Origin of the sequence: Robiginitalea sediminis (genome assembly GCF_002198115.1) — a bacterium.
Taxonomy (GTDB): Bacteria; Bacteroidota; Bacteroidia; order Flavobacteriales; family Flavobacteriaceae; genus Robiginitalea; species Robiginitalea sediminis.
Genome location: NZ_NGNR01000001.1, coordinates 552,078 through 574,029, shown reverse-complemented (window position 1 = coordinate 574,029; position 21,952 = coordinate 552,078). Strand labels below are relative to the sequence as shown.

General features: G+C 53.2%; 17 protein-coding genes. 8 read left to right on the top strand and 9 right to left on the bottom strand.

Going from position 1 to position 21,952, the window contains the following annotated elements:
- Window positions 1-125 precede the first annotated feature (125 nt).
- The 3 genes from CA832_RS02520 (at window position 126) to CA832_RS14985 (ending at window position 3,175) form a co-directional block, all read left to right on the top strand.
- A complete protein-coding gene (locus tag CA832_RS02520; protein WP_233131712.1) occupies window positions 126-2,558 on the top strand; it encodes an OmpA family protein in 2,433 nt (810 codons plus the stop codon).
- Between the two features lie 139 nt (window positions 2,559-2,697).
- Window positions 2,698-2,868 carry a DUF6747 family protein gene (locus CA832_RS15100; RefSeq protein WP_198944432.1) on the top strand — a complete coding sequence of 57 codons (171 nt, stop codon included), beginning with the start codon at window positions 2,698-2,700 and terminating at the stop codon, window positions 2,866-2,868.
- A gap of 145 nt (window positions 2,869-3,013) precedes the next feature.
- Window positions 3,014-3,175, top strand: a complete 162-nt coding sequence (locus CA832_RS14985; RefSeq protein WP_158211867.1) for a hypothetical protein — start codon at window positions 3,014-3,016, stop codon at window positions 3,173-3,175.
- 66 nt (window positions 3,176-3,241) lie between these two features.
- On the opposite strand, the gene CA832_RS02515 is transcribed toward CA832_RS14985, so the two are convergent.
- From CA832_RS02515 to CA832_RS02505, 3 genes are all read right to left on the bottom strand, one after another.
- Window positions 3,242-4,249: a DUF4837 family protein gene (locus tag CA832_RS02515; protein ID WP_088339979.1), complete on the bottom strand. Its 1,008-nt coding sequence runs from the start codon at window positions 4,247-4,249 to the stop codon at window positions 3,242-3,244.
- An 11-nt stretch (window positions 4,250-4,260) separates the two neighbouring features.
- Window positions 4,261-5,841, bottom strand: a complete 1,581-nt coding sequence (locus CA832_RS02510) for a lytic transglycosylase domain-containing protein (protein WP_088339978.1) — start codon at window positions 5,839-5,841, stop codon at window positions 4,261-4,263.
- Between the two features lie 102 nt (window positions 5,842-5,943).
- Entirely contained in the window at window positions 5,944-7,134 is a 1,191-nt protein-coding gene (locus CA832_RS02505; RefSeq protein WP_088339977.1) for a phosphoglycerate kinase, read from the bottom strand.
- Window positions 7,135-7,238: 104 nt separating this feature from the next.
- On the opposite strand from CA832_RS02505, the gene CA832_RS02500 reads away from it, so the two are divergent.
- Entirely contained in the window at window positions 7,239-8,375 is a 1,137-nt protein-coding gene (locus CA832_RS02500; protein ID WP_088339976.1) for a DNA polymerase III subunit, read from the top strand.
- Window positions 8,376-8,386: 11 nt separating this feature from the next.
- A complete protein-coding gene (locus CA832_RS02495) occupies window positions 8,387-8,785 on the top strand; it encodes a DoxX family protein (protein ID WP_088339975.1) in 399 nt (132 codons plus the stop codon).
- Window positions 8,786-8,833: 48 nt separating this feature from the next.
- Here the strand turns inward: CA832_RS02495 and CA832_RS02490 are convergent, their stop codons facing one another.
- From CA832_RS02490 to CA832_RS02470, 5 genes are all read right to left on the bottom strand, one after another.
- Entirely contained in the window at window positions 8,834-9,343 is a 510-nt protein-coding gene (locus CA832_RS02490) for an OmpH family outer membrane protein (protein ID WP_088339974.1), read from the bottom strand.
- Between the two features lie 238 nt (window positions 9,344-9,581).
- Window positions 9,582-10,427, bottom strand: a complete 846-nt coding sequence (locus tag CA832_RS02485) for a class I SAM-dependent methyltransferase (protein WP_088339973.1) — start codon at window positions 10,425-10,427, stop codon at window positions 9,582-9,584.
- A gap of 63 nt (window positions 10,428-10,490) precedes the next feature.
- The gene (gene mnmG, locus CA832_RS02480) at window positions 10,491-12,359 is read right to left on the bottom strand and encodes a tRNA uridine-5-carboxymethylaminomethyl(34) synthesis enzyme MnmG (RefSeq protein WP_088339972.1); all 1,869 of its coding nucleotides are present in this window, start codon (window positions 12,357-12,359) and stop codon (window positions 10,491-10,493) included.
- A 1-nt stretch (window position 12,360) separates the two neighbouring features.
- Window positions 12,361-12,780: an rRNA maturation RNase YbeY gene (gene ybeY, locus CA832_RS02475; RefSeq protein WP_088339971.1), complete on the bottom strand. Its 420-nt coding sequence runs from the start codon at window positions 12,778-12,780 to the stop codon at window positions 12,361-12,363.
- A complete protein-coding gene (locus tag CA832_RS02470; RefSeq protein WP_088339970.1) occupies window positions 12,755-16,231 on the bottom strand; it encodes a hypothetical protein in 3,477 nt (1,158 codons plus the stop codon). The genes ybeY and CA832_RS02470 overlap by 26 nt, the downstream gene beginning before the upstream one ends.
- Before the next feature lie 71 nt (window positions 16,232-16,302).
- On the opposite strand from CA832_RS02470, the gene CA832_RS02465 reads away from it, so the two are divergent.
- From CA832_RS02465 to CA832_RS02455, 3 genes are all read left to right on the top strand, one after another.
- Window positions 16,303-17,349, top strand: a complete 1,047-nt coding sequence (locus tag CA832_RS02465; protein ID WP_088339969.1) for an alkane 1-monooxygenase — start codon at window positions 16,303-16,305, stop codon at window positions 17,347-17,349.
- Between the two features lie 49 nt (window positions 17,350-17,398).
- A complete protein-coding gene (gene gltX / locus CA832_RS02460) occupies window positions 17,399-18,907 on the top strand; it encodes a glutamate--tRNA ligase (RefSeq protein WP_088339968.1) in 1,509 nt (502 codons plus the stop codon).
- A gap of 83 nt (window positions 18,908-18,990) precedes the next feature.
- The gene (locus CA832_RS02455; RefSeq protein ID WP_088339967.1) at window positions 18,991-19,920 is read left to right on the top strand and encodes an SPFH domain-containing protein; all 930 of its coding nucleotides are present in this window, start codon (window positions 18,991-18,993) and stop codon (window positions 19,918-19,920) included.
- A gap of 253 nt (window positions 19,921-20,173) precedes the next feature.
- On the opposite strand, the gene CA832_RS02450 is transcribed toward CA832_RS02455, so the two are convergent.
- Entirely contained in the window at window positions 20,174-21,862 is a 1,689-nt protein-coding gene (locus CA832_RS02450) for a glutamine--tRNA ligase/YqeY domain fusion protein (RefSeq protein WP_088339966.1), read from the bottom strand.
- Window positions 21,863-21,952: the final 90 nt, after the last annotated feature.

Genomic DNA, 21,952 nt, shown 5'->3' with positions numbered 1-21,952 from the left:
AAAGCCGTACATATCGATTTTACCCCCTTTCACAACAAAAAATAACGCCCCCGGCACATTAGGGTTACTTTCGAAAACAGGATGACGCGGGAACACCCGTCAGCCTGCACAACCGTACGATCCTAATGAACCCAACCTTCAAATCACTAGTACTCTTCCTGTGTGCTCTTGCTTCCTGGTCCCTGATGGCGCAAACCGACCTGAGTTCGGCTGTAGCATCGGCCGGGACAAGCCTTGCAAGGCCGGCCCAAAGCATGGGCCTGTCCGATTCCGAAGCGTTTCAGCAGGCTGCGCGCGCGCGTGGCATTGGTGTCAGAACCCTGGATGCCGTAACCGAGCTTGACCCTGGCTATTACCTTGTGGCCGGGGTTTTCTCCAAACGCAAAAACATCAGGCGCATGGAGCGCAAGCTTCGCAAGGACGGCCTGGAGCCTGGGAACTTTGTCAATCCTGAGAACGAGCTGTTCTATATCTACGTTAACCGGTATACCAGTCCCGTAACGGCACTGGATGCTGCCGCTACGGAGGTACACGGCAAATACTCGGGAGACTTGTGGATCCTGGTAGTGGAAGGCGATGCAATGCCCCAAACCACAGTAGACCCCCAAGAAACAGACCGGCCAGCAGAATCCTCAGCGCAATTGTCCGATAGCGAAAGCCCGGATAAGCTGATCCGGAAAGCAGACGTGTATTACGATAAGCTTTGGTTCGCAGAGGCGGCAGACCTGTACGAAACAGCCCTGAGGCGTTCGCCTGAAAATGCATCGGCCAGGGTAATCAAACGCCTGGCAGACTCGCATTACTTCAACACCGATATGGAACGGGCCTTGTACTGGTACGACCAACTCTACCAGATGGAGGCAGACCAGATGTCCGCCGAGAACCTGTTCCGATATGCCCACTCCCTGAAAGGAAATGGCAAGTACAGCCGGGCCAGACGTTTTATGCGCCTGTACGACCGCAAGGCAGCCGCCTCGGCCCGCCCGGGAATGGCACAGATTGAGGAGCGGGAGACAGTGCTGGACAATATCCTTAGCGCTGCGGATGGGTTTACCATCAAAAACCTCTCGGTAAATTCGCGATACTCCGATTTTGCCCCCATGTTTTACGGGGAAGACAAGGTGGTTTACGCGTCTTCTGTAGACTCTGCATTTTTTCATACCCGTCGGTATAAATGGAATGATCAACCGTACCTGGATCTCTATATTGCACGCGTTAATGAGGAGGCCGAAGACCTGACAGGGGCTGTAAAATTCTCCAAGACCCTGAACACCAAATATCATGAGGCCGGGGTAACTTTCTCCCCGGACGGGCAGACTATCTATTTTACGCGTAACAACTACGGAAAAAAGCTTCGCAGGGATAAAAACGGGGTGAACCACCTGAAACTCTACATGTCCCGCAAAGTCAACGGGGAGTGGACCGAGGCGGTGGAACTCCCATTTAACGGGGAACACTACTCTACCGGCCACCCGGCCCTGAGCCCCGACGGCAAACAGTTGTATTTTGTTTCGGACATGCCGGGAAGCATCGGAGACACCGACATTTTTGTGGTGGATGTCCTGGGGGACGGTCAGTTTTCAGAGCCCAGGAACCTGGGGCCGGAAATCAATACGGAACAAAAGGAGATGTTCCCTTTTATCACAGACAAAACCTTGTATTTCTCCTCCAACGGCCATGTGGGCCTTGGCGGCCTGGACGTCTATGAAGTGTCCTTCGATGAAGAAAACGAAAACGGGTTTTTAGAGGTCAGAAACGTTGGCAAGCCCATCAACAGTAGCAAGGACGATTTCTCCTTTATTATGGACCCGGAAACCCAGAAAGGGTATTTCGCCTCCAACCGAAGGGGAGGGAAAGGCGACGACGACCTGTATTCCTTTCAGCGCCTGATCCCGGAAGAAGCCAACGAAAATGCTATTGCGGGCGTGGTAACCGACCTGGTTACGGGAGATTACATCCCCAATGCCATGGTGGCCTTACTGGATGAAAACAACGTTAAACTCAAAGAGGTCCTCACCGACGAACAAGGCGGTTTTGTCTTTGAAGAACTGCAGGGCAATACCCGCTATAAAATCGGGGTAAACAAAGAAGCCTATCGCGAAGCAGACCTGGTGGTGGAAACCCTGGACAACCAACAGGTTATGGCCGAGGTTTCCCTGAGAAAACTGGAGGAACGCATTATTGTGGAGAATGGTATCCGGAAGCTTAAAACGGAAAACATCTACTTCGACTTCGACAAATTTGGCATCCGCGCAGATGCCGCCCGCGAACTCGATAAACTGGTGGCTACCCTGAACGAATACCCGGATATGGTGATCGCCATTGAATCCCACACCGACTCCCGGGGTCCGAAAGCCTATAACAAATACCTCTCGGACAAGAGGGCCAAGGCTACGCGTCAGTACCTCATCAGCCAGGGGATTGACCCCAACAGGATCCAGAGTGCTGTGGGCTATGGGGAAGAACGCCTGCTGAACAACTGCGACGGCAGTGTCCGTTGCTCGCGGGAGCAGCACCAGGCCAACCGTAGGTCCGAGTTTATCATTGTAAGCATGTAGTCCACAGGCCGCAGCCTTGGTTGCGGCCTGAAGACTCCCCGGATCCGGTTACACCACAAAATGCCCTCCGGTCACAACAAATATACCCTTTAGACATACGTAACATGCTGATTTTCTGGTTATACCAAAAACTTCAGCCATGAACACACTTCTACTTATCCGCACCCTCTACCAGGATGCCTTCCATTCCATCCGGTCCTTCCTGGTCCGTAATGTGTACAAACTCCTATTCTGGTTCTGTTTCGGGTGCTACCTGATTGTCCTCTATGCCTTTATTTACAGGGTTGCCACGGGGTTTGCCTTCGACTAGCGGCCTTCTGGCAGGCACCTGATACTTTTTCACAGGTAGGTGACCCCCCGGATGCGTTCAGCCAAAATTTTAGCCGTTTGTCCGATACTTTGGGGGTTTCTCCCGGATTTTAACCAATTTCGGTAGTCCCAAATCGGTGATTGCTATGGAAAAAAGCAGTGATGCAGCAGCATCCAAAACCTGGAGCCCTGGCAACAGACTCCGGTTGATCCTCAAGAAAAACTTCCGGTTGTTTTCCTGGCTTGGACTGGGGGTTTGGCTCCTGACCATGTATGCCCTGTTACATGTGCTTCGCACGGGGTTCTAGCCGGCCCAAACACCAGAAAGTATAAGCCCCGCCATAAGCGGGGCTTTTTTTGTTTTATTGCTCAGGTTATGGGACAGAGGCTTGGGCCGCCGGGGGTTGGAAACGCACCGTCCTGAGGATCGCCTCCAGCTCGAACATATAATCCCGCTTGTTGGTGGCCGGGGCAAAGGTAAACCCCTCCAGCACCAGCAGCCGGTCGTGCTCCTTGTCGTTGATAATATAGGTAAGAAACGGGCCGGCCATGGGGTAGTTCACGATTTCCCAGATCCCCCGGACCTCAACCGCCTTCTTTCCGGCTATTTCGGTGGGGATCACATAGGGTGCAAAAGCCTTTTCCGTTCCCATATAGGTGATTTTATCGGGCACATCCGGGCCCGGGATATACTGCTTCCCGATAGAGTCGCGCATATGGATGATATCCCACACCAGGGTGGAGTCTACCTCGAAATGGTTTCCCGGCATTTCATACGCCACGATATTCATACTGCCTTTTTGGATTTCCCGGTCTATCCAGACAAAATTATCCTCCTGCTTACTCACCTTGTAGATGGATGGCAGGCGCATGGTTACGCCGAATTTGTCCTGCATAACGGTTTCCTTGCTCAGGGAGCGCAGAAAACGCTCCTGCGCCTCCCCGATCTCCATCTGGCGGATGGAATCCATAATCTGGCCCGCATGGGCTTCTATGGAGGCGATAAGGGCAGCGTCCGTGGCCCCTTTGATGACCCCAACTTTCTGGGGGGTGGCGTAGAGGTCATTCTGTACCTGGGCCCCTTCCACACTGTCCTTGGAAACGTATAAAACGGCCCGCCGGTGCCGGGTAGTCCCGCGGAACACCGAAGGGGGCATGTGCTCCAGGCTGAAATGGGGCTCGTCCCAGGTTAGGCCAATAAGGGGGGCCGCAAAATACTCCCGGACTTTATCGCCCACAGCCCCTTCCCAGAGGTCGTTGTCCATGACAACAGCCACCGTATTGATGGCCCCCAGCGACTGGGGTTTATACTTCTTCGCGGGCTTCTCCTGACAAGCCCCCAAAACCAATACACTCAGCAACATTAAACAAATCCTTCTCATTTCGATATGGTTTAAGATGAACAATTACTACATAGCTTCAGCCGTGTTCCCGGCTGCAAGGTATTCCCGCGAATATTGTTCCATTCCCGCAAATTCTCAATGGAAACTCCCGGATATTTCCGGGAAATGGTCCAGAGGGAATCTCCCTGCTGCACCACATGCACCCGGGGCTGTGACCCCCTGGCAGCTGTATTTTGGGGCTCCTCTGGGGACTTAGTGGCCGGGGCTACGGGTTTACGCGGATATATGGTAAGGCGCTGGCCCACGCGCAGCTGGTCTGTACGCAAGCCGTTCCAGCGCTTGATCTGGCTGACCCCGACCCCATACCTTTCGGCAATCTTCCCGAGGTAATCCCCGCTGCGTACCCGGTAACGCACGCGGTCTTCCGCCGTAACCAGTTCCGGTAGAGGTTTCTCGGCCGCTGCCAGTTCCCGTTTCGCCCAGGTGTATATGGAATCTTCCTGGGCCACAAACCGCCCCAGGGCCCTGACCGGTAACCGCAGGGCGTACTCTTTCCCGTTTACCTTGGGAATGATATTGAGCTTGTATGCCGGGTTGAGCATTTCCAGTTCCTCTTTGGAAACCCCTGTGTACTTGGTAATCTGGTCGAAGGTGAGCATCTCCCGAACCAGGATGGTGTCGGTCTCAAAGTAGGGGCGCTCCGCTTTCCTGGCCTGCAGGCCATGCTCGGAAGCGTATTCGAAAATGTACATGGTGGCATAAAACGCAGGGACATAGCCTGCGGTTTCCCGAGGCAGGAAGGGGCGTATATTCCAGTAATTGGTGTGCCCCCCTGAGCGTCGGATGGCCTTGTTGACATTCCCGGGGCCAGAGTTGTACGCGGCCAGGGCCAGATCCCAGTCCCCGAAAATCTCATACAACTTGGAGAGGTACTGGCAAGCTGCCTCGGTGGCGCGGAGCGGGTCACTCCGCTCATCCACGTAGCTGCTTACATCCAGCTTATACATCCGTCCGGTCCCGAACATGAATTGCCAGAGCCCGGTTGCCCCAACCCGGGATTTGGCCCGGGGGTTGAGCGCGGACTCCACAATGGCCAGGTACTTGATTTCCAGCGGGAGGTCGTATTTGTCCAGGGCCTCCTCGAACATGGGAAAGTAAAACTGGCTGGCGGTGAGCATCCGCTCCATCAGGTCCCTCCGGGTAGTCAGGAAGGTCCGGATTACCCGTTCCAGGGATGGGTTGTAGTGGATGTTGAACGGGGTGTTCTGGTCCATGCGGACCAGGCGCTCCTTCAATACTTCGGTGTCCGGGAAATCCCCGATTGCAGGCAGACTGTCCGGAAAGTCGGCTGTGAGGACCTCCTGCAGGGACTCGAATTGCCCGGCTGCCCGGGACAATTCCACCAGCCAAAGGCTGTCATAGGTTGCCGGGAGCTCCATATCGCGGACAGACGAACTGTCTGCCGGCTTTACGAACAGGGTTGGGTTGTCTGCAAGGCCCGATACCTCGAAGGCTGCCGCCTGCGTTGTGGTACTGTCCTGCATCGAACCTTCCTCCGATTGTCCATGCGCCAGGTGCCCGAAAAACAGGCTTGTGCCAAGGGCGGCACAATAGGCAAAGTGCTTCTTCATTGGATGTCAGGATATTGCTGCGTGGGGAGCAAAAACGAAAATCGTATTTTTTTCTCTAAGAACGAAATTTTCGTTCCTAAAGTGCCCCGTGGAATCCTGCGGTTACCCTTCCTGGATGGCTGCAATACCGGGCAGCGTCCTGCCCTCGAGGCTTTCCAGCATAGCCCCTCCCCCTGTGGAAACATAGCTAACCTTGTCCTCAAAGCCGAATTGCTTTACGGCAGCAACGGAATCTCCTCCCCCTACCAGGGAAAAGGCCCCGAGGCTTGTGGCTTCGGCTACGCAGTTGCCAACGGCAATGGTGCCCTTGGCAAAAGAAGGCATCTCAAAAACCCCGACAGGTCCGTTCCACAGTATGGTGCGGGATTGCAGTATAACAGCCTTAAAGGCTTCGAGGGTTTGCGGCCCCGCATCCAATCCCTGCCAGCCGTCTTCTATGGCATTGGCGGGCATAATCCGGGTTTGGGCTTCGTTGTCGAATGCATCGGCTGCCACTACATCGGTAGGCAGGTGCACCTGCACGCCTTTGGCCCTGGCCTGCTCCAGGATGGAAAGGGCCAGGTCCGTTTTATCCGGCTCGCAAATGGAATCGCCCACGGTTCCGCCCTGTGCCTTGACGAAGGTATAGGTCATGCCCCCACCTATAATCAGGTGGTCAATCTTGTCCAGGATATTCTCGATAATGGTGATTTTGGAGCTCACCTTGGCCCCCCCAAGGATGGCTGTCACCGGTTTTTCCCCGGTTTCCATAACAGTTTGGATAGCGTCTATTTCCCGCGCGAGCAGGTACCCGAAACACTTGCGCCCCGGAAAATGGGAGGCCACAATAGTCGTGGAAGCGTGCGGGCGGTGGGCCGTCCCGAAAGCGTCATTGACGTAGATATCGCCCCACTGGGCCAATTGCTGGGCAAAGGCTGCATCCCCCGCCTCTTCCTCGGCATGGAACCTTAGGTTTTCCAGCAGGAGGATTTCCCCGGATTGAAGTTGCTCCACAGCTTCGGCCACCTGGGGGCCCACGCATTCCGGCACAAACTTGACCTGCACGCCGATGATCTCGGAAACCGTATCTACAATGTGGGAAAGGGACATATCCGGGTTGGCTTTTCCTTTGGGCCTTCCCAGGTGGCTCATCAGAATCGCACTTCCCCCGTCCTCCAGGATCTTGATGATGGTAGGCTTGGCCGCTTCAATTCGGTTGGTATCTGTCACTTCGAAGGCGTCATTCAGGGGGACATTGAAATCGACCCGGATCAGCGCCTTCTTATCTTCAAAATTAAAGTCGTCTATAGTCATGTGTCTCGGTTTAAAGCGATCCCAAAAATAACCAATATTCCCAAGGGTTTGCCCGCCATGGGCAAATTTGAATGGCGACGGTCAAAACCACTATCTTTGGAGGGATGCGATTCTCCGACATTTTAGGCCTGAGCCACCTGAAATCCCACCTTACCTCCAGTGCGGATGCCGGGCGTATTCCCCATGCGCAGCTCTTTGTGGGGCCCGAAGGGTGCGGGACACTTCCCATGGCCATTGCCTATGCCCGCTACTTGTTGTGCGGGCCGGACGCAGGCGCGGCTGATTGTCATACCAAATGCGACAGCCTGATGCACCCGGACCTGCATTTTGCCTTCCCGGTTTCCAATTCGGATACGGTAAAAAGCCATGCGGTAAGCGACAACTACCTTGGCCAATGGCGCACCTTTCTGAAGTCGCAGCCCTATGGCAACCTGTTTGACTGGTACCGCACCATTGGCATTGAAAAAAAGCAAGGCCAGATCGGGGTGGACGAGGCCCAGGATATTTCCCGCAAACTCAGCCTTAAATCCTATGAAGGCGGCTATAAAGTCCTTATCATCTGGATGGCAGAGCGCATGAATACCCCTGCTGCAAACAAATTGCTCAAACTCGTAGAGGAACCCCCCTCCAGGACGGTCCTTATCATGGTGGCGGAAGATGAGGAACAACTCCTGCAGACCATCCGCAGTCGCTGCCAGGTCCTCCATTTTCCCAGGCTGCCCGAGGCGGTGATTGCCGAGGCCCTGGTAGAAAAGGGGTGCAAACGGGAGGAAGCCATGCAGATCGCACAGGAAGCTAACGGCAACTTTAACAAGGCCCTGGATTTAATGGTCCGGGATTCCGAAGACCTGGTTTTTGAGCGTTGGTTTGTACAGTGGACGCGCACGGCCTTCCGGGCGAAAGGGAATAAAGGCGCCGTTCACGAACTTATTCTCTGGAGCGATGAGGTGGCCAAGACCGGGCGGGAGACCCAGAAGAAATTCCTGCAATACTGCCTGGCGCTCATGCGGCAGGCCCTCTTGCTGAATTACCGGGCAGAGCCCTTGGTGTTTATGAAGACCCATACAGACGGCTTTGACCTGAGGAAGTTTGCCCCCTTCGTACACGAAAACAACATCCAACCCATTGTCCGGGAATTGGAGTCCGCCATGTACCACATAGAGCGCAACGGCAATGCCCGCATTATTTTCACGGACTTATCCATTAAACTCACCCGCCTGCTTCACACCCGGGCGGCCTAACCTGACCTCATATGGACGCATTGATATCCCAAAGCCCCATCCTGATTCTGCTCGCCTTTGTGGTAATCACCTTCCTGCAAAGCGGGATTGATAAGGTGTTGGATTGGAAAGGAAACCTCAGCTGGCTAACCGGTCATTTTGCAAAAACCGCCTTTGGAGGCATTGTCCCCTTCCTGCTGGCGGTCATTACCATAATGGAACTGGCCTCGGGAGTTTTGGCTCTGGCGGGCATCATTGAGATCCTGTTGTCCGGAGCCTACACCTTTGCATTTTTGGGTGCCCTTGGGGCTGCCACCAGCCTTCTGTTCCTGCTACTGGGCCAGCGGGTGGCCAAGGATTACGAAGGGGCGCGGACCATTGTGGTCTACCTGATCCCCACGGTTATACTACTGGTGCTGATAGCGGCATAAAAAAACCCGGCCATGCGGCCGGGTTTAGACTAAACCAAAAATAAGGGGTTACTGCTTTTTGTATTCGTCGTTGAGCATTTTCAGAACCTCCTCGGTAATATCTTTGCTGTCTTCGCCAAAGAGCACGCTACTCCCATCTCCGGCAGCCAGGATGTAGGTGTACCCTTTCTCCTCCCCGAACTTCGCAACCGTCTCCTTTACATGGGTAATAAGGCTGTCGCTTTTAAGCTGGCCCATGCGCTGCATCTGCTGCTCCTCCTGCTGGAGTTGCTGGCCCACCATTTGGGCACGCTGTTGGAGGGCATTCATCTCCTCCTGGGCGCTTTGCTGGGACATGCTGCGCGCCCGGTTCTGCATCTCCTGGGCTTCCATTTGGAAAACCTGGGAAATACTATCCCGCTTCCGCGCGTAGTTTTCCGCCTTTATCTGGTAGCCGGATTCAAGATCCTTCTTGCGTTGGTACCCATCCATCAGGGTGGCGTAGTCTACGTGAGCGATCTTGTTCTGCTCACAGCTCGCCAGAAGGATGGCCCCCGCGAGAATCACTAGTTTTTTCATGGTTTCTATCAATTAATGGTGGCAAAGTTAGAAAAGCAATTTGGTTCGCTCTAATTTTCTTTAGACCAACATATTTCGCAATAGAGCCTTCCTATTGCAATTAAAGATTCCGATATGTTTTTTCTATATATATTGACGCCATTTAAGCCCTTCTGCGGGCGCCTTTGAGGCGGAAGGCCTACTGGTCCCGAAAAGAATTAAACGTCCTTCTTCGGGTCTTTATAGGCGCCATTGCGGCCTATGCTTCCCGTTTGCGAAAATAGTATGTAACCGATGAGGGTTGGCGGGTAAAGACTGCCGCCAAATTGGAAAGGAGTCCAATTGCAAAACCCTTGACTGCCGCCAACCGACTTCCCTTGTAACGTTCCGATAGCCAGGACACATAAAAGGCATCTAACCAGAGCGGACGCATGCTCACCTGTACCAGCCCAAAGGGCTCCAGAGTGCGTCGGATACCTTCGGGCGAAAAATGCCAAAGGTGTCTGGGGGTGTCATATGCCGCCCAGAACGAGCCATAAATCCTGGCGTCCAGTGAGCGGTAATTGGGTACGGCTATTACCGCCAGTCCGGAATCCGTTAAGTGGGACTCCAACCAGCCGAGTTGTCCGTCCAGGTCCTGTACATGTTCCAGTACATGCCAGAGGGTGATGCAGTCAAATTGCTGGTCGGGCAACTGGGAAACAGCGGACGTTACATTAAGCCCCTTCTCCTTGCAACGTTTACGGGCAGCAGCGTTGGGTTCTACTCCCCATACCTTCCAGCCAGAACGTTTCGAAGCTTCCATAAACGCACCCGTGCCCGCACCTATGTCTAAGAGTGCTCCTTTCCGCGCACCCAAGGCGTGTATCCCTCTTAACTTGCTTTTGAGGTTATACTGCTTGGCCCATCTGTAGATCCGGTCCATAATTCCATTGCCGCCATCCGTATGGGAGATATAGGCGTCGGATTGGTAGTAGGTGTCCAGCTCATTCGGGACGGGCCGGGTTGCCAATACTCCTTCCCGCTCACTTTCCACAATGTTGAATGCCTCCTGGGTTACCATAAAATCTTGAGTGGCAACCAGGACCTTTATGGAATCTGACATGGTTTATACTGGATTGTTTTGCCAATTGTTTTCCGAAACCTCCCGGAATGTTCCACGTGGAACCTAGCGGCCCAGGTATACTAAAAGAACACTAATATCACTGGGGGAGATCCCACTAATCCGGGACGCCTGGGAAATAGTTGCGGGCTGGATCTTGCCTAACTTCTCGCGCGCTTCGAAGGAAAGCGACTTAACCTGCGTATAATCGAATCCTTCAGGAATGCGGACGTTTTCCAGTCGTTGCAGCTTATCGGCATTGGCCTTTTCCTTTTCTATATATCCCGCATACTTTACCTCAATCTCGGCTTGCTCCAACACCTCATTCCCTAGTTTGTGCTCCTGAAGATATTCCTTAACTACCGATAAACGATTCATCTCGTGCATCCCTATACTTGGCCTGGAAAAAACCTTAAAAAGCTTATCCGCCTGAGAAACCGTGTTGGAGCCCACCTCCTCCAGAATAGGGTTGACTTCAGCGGGATCAAAACTGGTACTTCGGAAAAAAGATACCAAGGCTTCGCTTTCCCTTACTTTTCGTTCTACCTTGGACAGACGCTCTCCGGAGGCTAGGCCTAAACGATACCCCTTTTCGGTTAAACGAATGTCCGCATTGTCCTGCCTCAATAACGTTCTGTACTCTGCCCTTGAAGTGAACATGCGGTAAGGCTCCTCAGTGCCTTTGGTAATTAAGTCATCAATAAGGACGCCTATATACGCTTCATCCCTGCGCAAGACAAAGGGCTCGGATTCCCGCAGTTTCAGGTGGGCATTTATCCCCGCCATCAATCCCTGAGAAGCCGCTTCTTCATATCCCGTGGTGCCATTAATCTGCCCGGCAAAGTATAGGTTATCCACCAATTTGGTCTCCAGGGTATGTTGCAATTGTGTCGGAGGGAAATAGTCATACTCAATGGCATAGCCAGGCCTGAAAAACTTTACATTCTCAAAACCCGCAACAGAACGAAGCGCTATGAACTGGACATCCTCCGGAAGGGAGGTGCTAAAGCCATTCACATAAACCTCTACCGTATTCCACCCTTCAGGCTCTACAAATATCTGATGCCGGTCTTTATCCTTAAACCGGTTAATCTTATCTTCTATAGAAGGACAGTATCTAGGGCCGATACTTTTTATACTGCCATTAAACATGGGCGACCTATCGAATCCTTCCCGTAGCAGGTCGTGAACTTCCGGACTCGTATACGTCATAAAACAATCCCGCTGTTTCTCCAGCGCCGGGGTATCGAGATATGAGAATCTGCCAGGGTTATCGTCCCCCGGCTGAGGAATCATTTGGGAATAATCTAAACTCCGCCCATCTACCCTGGGAGGCGTTCCGGTCTTCATCCTACCCGCATCGAAACCAATGGCAGACAACTGCTCTGTAATCCCTGTTGAAGCTTTTTCTCCAGCACGGCCTCCTCCAAAGTTTTTATCGCCAATATGGATTAATCCATTGAGGAAGGTGCCGTTGGTCAATACTACAGCGCGCGCCTTAATCTCCAATCCCAGCGCCGTACGAACCCCTACAGCCTGATTATTATGGATAAGGATCTCAGTTACCATCTCCTGATAAAAATCAAGATTCGGGGTAGCCTCCAACATCAGCCGCCACTCCTCTGCAAACCGAAGACGATCATTCTGTGCCCTTGGGCTCCACATAGCTGGCCCTTTGGACTTATTTAACATCTTGAATTGTATAGCAGACCGGTCGGTTACTATGCCGCTATAGCCCCCCAGGGCGTCAATTTCACGCACAATCTGACCCTTGGCAATTCCCCCCATAGCCGGGTTACAGGACATTTGCCCTATAGTCTGCAGGTTCATGGTGACCAAAAGGGTTTTCGAACCCATATTAGCCGCAGCGGCAGCCGCTTCACAACCCGCATGACCGCCTCCTACAACAATAACATCATACTCTTCTAAAAACATCTCAATGTTTCACGTGGAACATTTCCATTGCCATGGATTCCTTATCGCGCATATCCTGTTGATCCTCGGGCTCCTTGTCCTTCCACCCCAGGCAATGCAGCAATCCATGGACCATCACACGTCTAAGTTCATCTTCGAAAGCGACCCCATATTCCCCAGCATTATCCCTTACCCGTTCAATGGAAATATAAATGTCGGCACTGACCTCATCGGTCTCCCCTAACTCAAAAGTTATGATGTCCGTATAATAATCATGGCCTAAAAACTGCACATTAATCTCCCGCAAGGCTTCATCATCCAAAAAAACATAATTGATATCCCCAGGGGATACTCCCTCTCCCTCACATACACGAATAATCCATTCGGTATATTTATCTGCTTCGGGTAATTCAAAATCAATCTCGCTGTGGAAGGCTATCATTTTCCTTAAAATACGCCTTGGTCTTGTTTCGGTAAAGGCGGCGCAAAGGTAACACTTGTTTGTTCAAATCTTCTAACTCCTCCCGATAATCCCCTTCTCCTTTAGGGATAGAAAACAACGGGTTAACAAATCGTGTTTCATTGGACTGGCTTTCCCTTTCCTCCTTTTCCCCTTGCTTTAGAGCCGCATTTTCCAGCCGCATCAGCTGTTGTTGTATCCTATTGAGTCGGTCTGCGGTTCTTTCCGTAATACCGGTACGCAAGAGTTCCTCCTCAAACCTTTCCATTTCACGGGCAATCTGTCGTGCCAATTCCTTATCGGAAGCATTGATCATGTCCTGTAACTCACGTTCCAATTGGTTTCGAATCTTCTGCTGTTGTTTGTAGATTTCAAAAATTTCTCCGAAATCCATTTCTTGTCCTGAGGCCCCATTATTTCCTTTTCCGTCGCCGTTACCTCCACCGGAGGACCCTTCTCCTTCTCCCTCCTTTTGTCCTTCACTACCGCCTTCGCCTTGATTGCCCTGGCCACCTTCCTCTCCTTCCTGCCCATTCTGGCCGGATTGTCCCTTTTGTCCTTCCTCGCCGGATTTTCCTTCTTTTCCTCCTTCTTGCCCACTTTGTCCTTGTTTGCCGGAATTCCCCTGCATCTGCTTCTTTAATTGTTCCTGGCTCATAATGATGTCCTGAAGTTGGGAATCGGAACCCTGTCCGTCCCCTTTGCCAGGTTGCATGGATTGCTGCATGTTCTCTAAGATATCGGCTAGCAAAGCCGAAAGGTCATTGGATGCCGTTACTACATATTGGGCATAGGACGCCCCGCGATACCACTGGTTTTCACTCAGGCTTTCAAGGCCCTTCTCTATATTGTAATAGGCATCCGTGATCTTTTCATTGACCACCTCTCCTATTTCCGGCTTTCTCAAGGACAAGGCAAACAAGCTGTCGTCTACATGTCTGAACAAAGCCTCCAACTCCTTTTGCTTGCGGATGTCACCAGAAAGGGCCAGGGTGCCTTCACCCCTTTGTTGAATGGCATTGAATAGCATTTCCTGCTGGAACGAAAACACTACAAGGTTGTCCAGGATTTGTCGCAGCATCTCCGCGTCTTCAGCGGTATCTCCACTCATGCCGCCGCCGCCAGAAGCACTTTCCCCAAGCTCCCTGGACAGCTCGCTCATTTTCCTGGCAGCATTTCGTTGCTTCCTGTTAGTGGAACCTTCTGATGACATCCCATTCTCTTCACTAGGCGTACCCTTCTTTATCTCCTGGAGTGCCCCTTCCTGTAAATCCAGGATATCATTCTCCTTTTTTGTATCCCGTTTCCAGGGCATTGGCTTTCGTAGTTTGCCATTTGCTTCCTGCAACTCCTGAAGCTCATTCTGCATTTTTTGCATTCGCTCCTTTAAGTCCTGTTGTTCCAGAATTTCCTGGTCTCCGTCTGAATTATTTATCTGTCCCAAGGTATCCTGGTCCTTAGACAGTTCATCCAGTTTACGGGCAAGTTCCTTCGATTTCTCCGTAACGTAATACCGTTTGGTCAGTTCCAGGATCTGCTCCATACTCCGCCTGTTGCTTTCCTGCTTCCTTCCCATCTCTTCGATGCGCTCCTGCAAGGCCTCACGGTCGAGCTTATCCAGCACCTTCTGCAATTCCTCCATCAAGGCTGCGTTCTTCCGCGCTTCCAGCTCCTGTCGCTCCAGCCGTTCCTCCAACAGGTCCCTGAACGGGTCATTTTCCTTCTCCTCCTTGAGGCTTTCATTGAGTTCCCGGCTGAATTTCTCCATCTGCTGCTCCTGTTGCAATTGCCGGTCCAGGTTCTGCCTGAGCTCTTGTTGGTCATTGTAATTCAGCTCCTTCTTTTCCATCCCGGAATTTTGGAGTTCCTCCAACTCCCGGTCCAGCTCCCGCTGCTTCTCCAATTCCCCCCCGAGCTTATCGATTACGGATTTACGGGCCTTTAATTTTTCCTCTTTGAGCGCCTCCTCCGTAAGCACTTCCAGGGTAAAGACCCGGCTATTGCGCGTTTTACCGCCCCGCAAACCGTCATTGTCTGTAGCCGCAAACTGTATCTGGTAGGTTTTACCTTCCTCTAAGTTTAAGCCTGAAGGGAAGGTGTATTGGAATTCCCCAAATAAACCTCCAATGCCCGGTATTTGAAGTTTCTGCACGGCTTCGGGATCTTCCGTTGGGTACGCCCATACCTCTACTCGGGAAATCCCATAATCGTCCGATACCGTGCCCGTGAAATACGCGATGTTTGGTTCCAGGGTGTCCCGCAGTATCCCTGCCTGGATTTCCGGATATTCGTCCCGAATAACATCCACCCTATATTGCAAACGGTCATAATCCCGTACGTCCTCGTTACTTGTGGTAAGGGTATAAGCCAAGGGCCGTGATGCCCTCCTGGTAAATGTAAACTCGCCATCTTCACCCCCAATATTCAGGGTGTCTCTCTGGTCCGTGTACCTCAGCGTATCGGTATGCACCGCAGTAAGGCGCCATTGGATCCGGGTGCCTTCCGGCACTACGGCATTACCGGTTCCTTTTACGGTCTCCGGGCCCCTTTGCAAATAGGCAGGATATTCCAGCAGCATTTCGAACCGATCCACTACGGGAACGCGAATGGCGCGGAGCTCATACACCCGGGAAGCGACATCCCCCCAACGGAACTGCAGGGACATATCCTTCAGCGGTGGGCGCAGGGTGTAGGTAAATTCGGTTAATCGATCTTCCATCAGTACGGGAGAGCCATCTATCAGGACCTCTATCCCTTCCGGCTGTACAGGCCCCTCTGTAGTGACCCTCAGGGTAACCGTTTCATTCTCCAAAGACCGAAGAACCTCGGCATTAAGCAGCCGGAAGCTGAATGGAGCCGGGGGTTCATAGGCCGTTTTATAGTCTACCACCCGCCTGTAAGACTGCCACCAGTCCAGTCCAGCGCCACTGACCCAAAGAAGCAGGAGCATGCCAAGGGGGACAGCCACATACCGGGCATAACGCAGGGCTCCGGCCAGTGGGGCTGCCTGTACAAAGGGAATATCTTTAAGGGCGTTAGACCGCTGCGCAATACTGGCCAGCAGCAATTCCGACTTCTCCGGGCTTTCAGAGAGCTCCAGCAGGTTCAATAACCGGTCTCCCACCTCGGGGAAATGCGTTCCGATAAGCCTCGAAGCCTCCTTATGGGAAAGCCCCTTCCTCAAGCGCAATAGCCGAAGCGCCGGGAGGGCGATGTATCGGATAAGTAAATACGCCTCCAGCAGTACAAGCCCCCAGAAAAGCAGCATACGCAAACCCGTGCCCGACCAAAGCAGGTACTCCAGGCCCGCCACACCCAAGAGCAACACCCCGCCGAAAAACAGGAAGAGAAAGAAGCCCTTGAGTACCTGGCGCAGGTAAAACCTCGTAAGGAACTGCTCCAGCTTAATGCGGATGTGTTCGAATCGGTCCAAATTGCCGTATCTTTTCTACCAAGATACTGACTCGGGAATAAACCCCGGGTGAAATTCCTGTTAAAAGCCATATGTCTGACCTGAAGTACCTTGCCGCCTATTCCATTCCGGCAACTGCCCTTTTGGCGCTTACCCTTGGCGGGGCGTGGAGTTTCCTTACCCCTGTTTACGCTTTTGTCTGCATCCCCCTCCTGGAGGTCCTTTTGCCTGAAAACCAGGCCAACATTGAGGGTGCCAAAAAGCATAAAGCCGCGGTTAACCCGGTGTTTGACTGGATGTTGTACCTGAATGTCCCCATTGTTTACGGGGTAATGGCCTATGGCTTGCTGGCCATTACCCGCGCGCCCGTTACCTGGGTAGAGTGGGTGGGGTGTGCCCTTAGCGCAGGTATTGTGCTGGGTGTTAACGGGATTAATGTGGGCCATGAACTGGGACACCGGAAATCCCGAAGAGAGCGCCTTCTGGGGAAGCTCCTGTTGCTCCCCAGCTTTTATTCCCATTTTTATATCGAACACAACCTGGGCCACCACGTGCATGCCGCGACCCCGGAAGACCCGGCCACGGCAAAATACAACCAGAGCCTTTACGGGTTTTGGGCCCAGACCCTTCCCGGGCAATACCGCAATGCCTGGATTTTGCAGCAAAAAGCCCTGGAGCGGGAGGGGAAGCCCTTCCTTTCCCTGTACAACGACATGCTGTGGGGACATTTGGGGCAGGCTGCCTACCTGTTGGGCCTGTATCTTGCTTTTGGGCCTGGCGGGGTCCTCTTTGCCCTTGCTGCCGGCCTTACGGGAGTCCTCCTTCTGGAAACCGTGAATTATATCGAGCACTACGGCCTGTTGCGCCTGAAAACTGCTTCCGGACGTTATGAACGGGTGCGGGAGGTGCATTCCTGGAACAGCAACCACATCATGGGGCGGATCGTCCTTTATGAACTAACACGACATTCCGACCACCACTATAAATCCAGCAAGAAATACCAGTTGTTGGACTACCACGACACCTCCCCCGAAATGCCCTTCGGCTACCCCACCTCCATGGTCCTGGCATTGGTTCCGCCCCTGTGGTTCCGCATTATGAACAAAAGGGTGCCGGAGCCCATGCGCCCCAACGAGTAAGCTTGCCACTTCAGCCAAGTAGGCTATCTTTGCCCTGCATCTCAATGCTATGGAAAACAACGTTCGCGTCCGGTTTGCGCCCAGCCCAACAGGCCCCCTGCACATAGGAGGGGTCCGAACAGCCCTGTTCAACTACCTTTTTGCCAAAAAACATGGGGGCACTTTCGTCCTCCGGATCGAGGATACCGACCAGAACCGGTTTGTGCCCGGGGCAGAGGACTATATTGTGGAAGCCCTGGAATGGTTGGGCATCCCCTTTGACGAAGGCCACGGGAAGGAAGGCCCTTTCGGTCCATACCGCCAAAGCGAACGCAAAGAAATCTACCAGCAATACGCCGCCGAATTGGTTCAGAAGGGCTGGGCGTATTACGCATTCGACACGCCCGAGGCCCTGGACGCTCACAGGACAGACCACGAAGCCCGGGGAAAGACCTTTATCTACAACTGGCATAACCGGGAAAAACTCGTTAACAGCCTAACCCTGGAGCCGGAGGAGGTCCAACGGCGCATCGATGCCGGGGAGGCCTATGTTGTCCGGTTTAAATGGCCTGTAGACGAGGTGCTGGTCCTGCATGACCTTATCCGCGGCCAGATCCGCATAGATGCCAACCTGCTGGACGATAAAATCCTGTTCAAAAGCGACGGGATGCCCACCTACCACCTGGCCAATATTGTAGACGACCACCTAATGCAAATCAGCCATGTGATCCGGGGGGAGGAATGGCTCCCCTCCCTGGCCCTCCACGTGGAACTCTATAAAGCCTTCGGCTGGGAGCCCCCGCAATTCGCCCACCTGCCGCTAATCCTGAAGCCCACGGGCAAGGGAAAACTCAGCAAGCGGGACGGGGAAAAACTCGGCTTTCCCGTTTTTCCGCTTTCCTGGAACGAAAGTACCGGATACCGGGAAGCGGGCTTTTTGCCCGAAGCCGTCCTGAATTTCCTGGCCATGCTGGGGTGGAACCCGGGAACCGAGCAGGAACTATTCAGCAAAGCGGAGCTTATTGAAGCCTTCGACCTGGAGCGGGTCCAGAAATCCGGGGCGCGTTTCGACCCGGATAAAAACAAGTGGTTCAACCACCATTACCTGCAACAAAAAGAACTCAAGGACCTGGTAACCCCTTTCCGCAAGGAGCTTGAAGCGCGACTCGGAAACACCGATGCCTATCCGGACCATGTGTTGGAGCAAGCCCTGGGCATGATCCGGGAACGGGCTTCCTTTTTAAGCGAAGCCTGCGACCTGGCCCTCTTCCTGTTCCGCGCCCCGGAATCCTATGAGGAAAAAGCCGTGCGCAAACAGTGGAAGGAGGAAACCCCTGCCCGCCTGGAGGCACTCGGCGCCCTGCTGTCCGCAATGGAGGACTTTTCCAGCGCGGCTACCGAAGCCGGGGTAAAGGCCTGGATAGCGGAAAGCGGACTGTCCTTTGGGCAGGTCATGCCCCCGTTGCGCCTGGTCCTGGTTGGCGCCCTGCAGGGGCCGCACCTGTTCGATATCATGGCCTTTATCGGAAAGGAGGAAACCCTGAACCGAATCTCCCACGCCATCGCAACTCTTCCATAAGGGTATTGTTGTAACATTTTGCCGGATTTCCCGACCAATAGGGTAGCTTTCGTATCTTCATTTCAACTTTAAACACTACACCTATGGGAACCCCGTTTTTCTGGATCCCGATCTTAATGATCGGGTTCGTTATCCTGCTGAGCTCTTTTTTTGTGGTTAAACAGCAAACCGCTGCCGTCGTGGAGCGATTCGGTCGCTTCCAGAGCATCCGCAACTCCGGTTTGCAAATGAAAATCCCGCTGGTAGACCGGATTTCCGGGAAACTCAGCCTGAAAATCCAGCAGCTCGATGTAATTGTGGAAACCAAAACTCTGGACGACGTGTTCGTGAAGCTGAAGGTTTCCGTCCAGTATGTGGTCATTAAGGACAAGGTTTACGAGGCCTTCTACAAACTGGAATACCCGCACGAGCAGATCACCTCCTACGTTTTCGATGTGGTCCGGGCCGAAGTCCCGAAAATGAAACTGGACGACGTCTTTGTGAAGAAGGACGACATCGCCATTGCCGTAAAAACCGAATTACAGGATGCCATGCTGGATTATGGTTATGACATTATTAAGACCCTGGTAACCGATATCGACCCGGATGCCCAGGTGAAGGCAGCCATGAACCGGATTAACGCCTCGGAGCGGGAGAAGATCGCCGCCCAGTTTGAGGGGGACGCCGCCCGTATCCTGATTGTGGAAAAGGCAAAGGCCGAAGCGGAAAGCAAACGCCTGCAAGGGCAGGGTATTGCCGACCAGCGCCGGGAAATTGCCCGGGGCCTGGAAGAGTCCGTGGAAGTCCTCAACAAGGTGGGGATCAATTCCCAGGAAGCCTCGGCGCTAATTGTCGTAACCCAGCACTACGACACCCTGCAGGCCATTGGGGAGGAAACCAATACCAACCTGATCCTGCTTCCCAACTCGCCCCAGGCGGGGAGCGACATGCTCAACAATATGGTGGCTTCCTTTACGGCGAGCAACCAGATTGGGGAAGCTATGAAGCGGCAGAATAAAAACAAGGAAGAGTAAACACGCCCTTCTCAAAACCGAACCCCCGGACATTTCCGGGGGTTTTTTATTGCCCTTTCCTGGGGAAGCTGGATGGGAAAACTGCCCTTGTGGGAAATTTCACCTGTTTCTGCATGGGAGCGCCTTGAAGGAACGAAAAGTGCTTGTGCCCTGCAGTACCCCTCCAAAAACGAAAAAAGGCCTTAAACAGGCCTATTTTCAATGCATTTTAATGCAATATATCGATTGGTATATTGATTCTGATAGAAATCTTCTATTCCTCCTTTTGTTCGATCTTCGCCCAGGTATCCCGGAGGGTTACTGTTCGGTTAAAGACCAGGTTGCCGGGGGTGCTGTCCGGGTCCACACAGAAATACCCCATCCGCTGGAACTGGAACCGGTCTCCGGGTTGGGCCTCCTTCAGGCCGGGTTCCATCCATGCGCTGATGACCTGGAGGGAATCCGGGTTGATAAAGTCCAGGAAGCCTTTGTCCTTATGCTGGTCCGGGGTGGCGTCGGTAAAGAGCCTGTCATAGACACGCACCTCCGCCTGGAAGGCGTGGTCGGCCGAGACCCAATGAAGGGTCCCCTTAACCTTGCGCTGGCTTTCCTCCGTCCCGCTGCCACTGCGGCTCAAATCGTCGTACGTGCAGTGGATTTCCTGAATTTCGCCCTTCTCGTCCTTGACCACGCTTTCGGCCTTTATGATGTAGGCATTCTTCAGGCGAACTTCGCCTCCTAGCTTCAACCGGAAAAACTTCCGGTTAGCCTCCTCCCTGAAGTCTTCCCGTTCTATGTACAGCTCCCGGGAAAACGGAATAGTGCGCGAGCCGGCCTCGGGGTCTTCCGGGTTGTTTTCCGCTTCCAGCCATTCTTCCTTCCCTTCCGGGTAATTGGTTATGACCAGCTTTACGGGGTCCAGGACCGCCATAACCCGGGGGGCCACCTTGTTGAGGTGCTCCCGCATATGAAAATCCAACACCGAGACGTCCACTACATTTTCCCTTTTGGCAATCCCGATGGTATCTGCGAAATTCCGGATGGCCTCAGGGGTACAACCCCGGCGTCGAAGCCCCGAAATGGTGGGCATCCGGGGGTCGTCCCACCCGTTTACGTGTCCTTCATTTACCAGCTGTAGCAGCTTGCGTTTGCTCACTACGGTATGGCTCAGGTTCCTGCGGGCAAATTCCCGCTGCTTCGGCCTTAAGGTATCCGCACTTACGACCTGGTCCAGGAACCAATCGTACAATTCCCGGTGGGGCAGGAACTCCAGGGTACACAGGGAGTGGGAAATTTGCTCGATATAATCGCTCTCCCCATGGGTCCAATCGTACATCGGATAAATACACCAATCGGTACCTGTGCGGTGGTGCGCCTTGTGCAGGATGCGGTACATGACCGGGTCGCGCATGAGCATATTGGGGTGGGCCATGTCGATCTTGGCCCGCAAAACATGAGCGCCTTCGGGGAATTCCCCGTTCTTCATCTTCTCAAAAAGTTCGAGATTCTCAGATACCGATCGGTCTCTAAAAGGACTATTGGTGCCGGGCTCGGTAGGGGTGCCCTTCTGCTGGGCCATGGCTTCGGAGCCCTGGCTGTCCACATAGGCCTTCCCGTTTTCGATGAGAGTTACCGCCCAGTCGTGCAGTTGCTGGAAATAATCGGAGGCATAGCACTCCTGGTCCCACTCGAAGCCCAGCCACGAAACGTCTCGCTTAATAGCATCCACATACTCCTGCTCCTCCTTGGTGGGGTTGGTATCGTCGAAGCGCAGATTAACGGGCGCATTATACCGCAACCCGAGCCCAAAATTCAGGCAAATTGAGCTGGCATGACCTACATGGAGATACCCATTGGGTTCAGGCGGAAAACGGAACCGGAGCTGGTCCTTTCCGTAGCCTGTTTTCAGGTCATCCTCAATGATGTGTTCTATGAAATTCAGCGATCTGGAAGCTTCTTTCATCCTTCAAAATTATGGCCGTAAAGGTAGTCAAAATGCCGTTTATCCGGACAATGAGGTATTTCATCCATACAAAAGGAGGCATTTCACAAC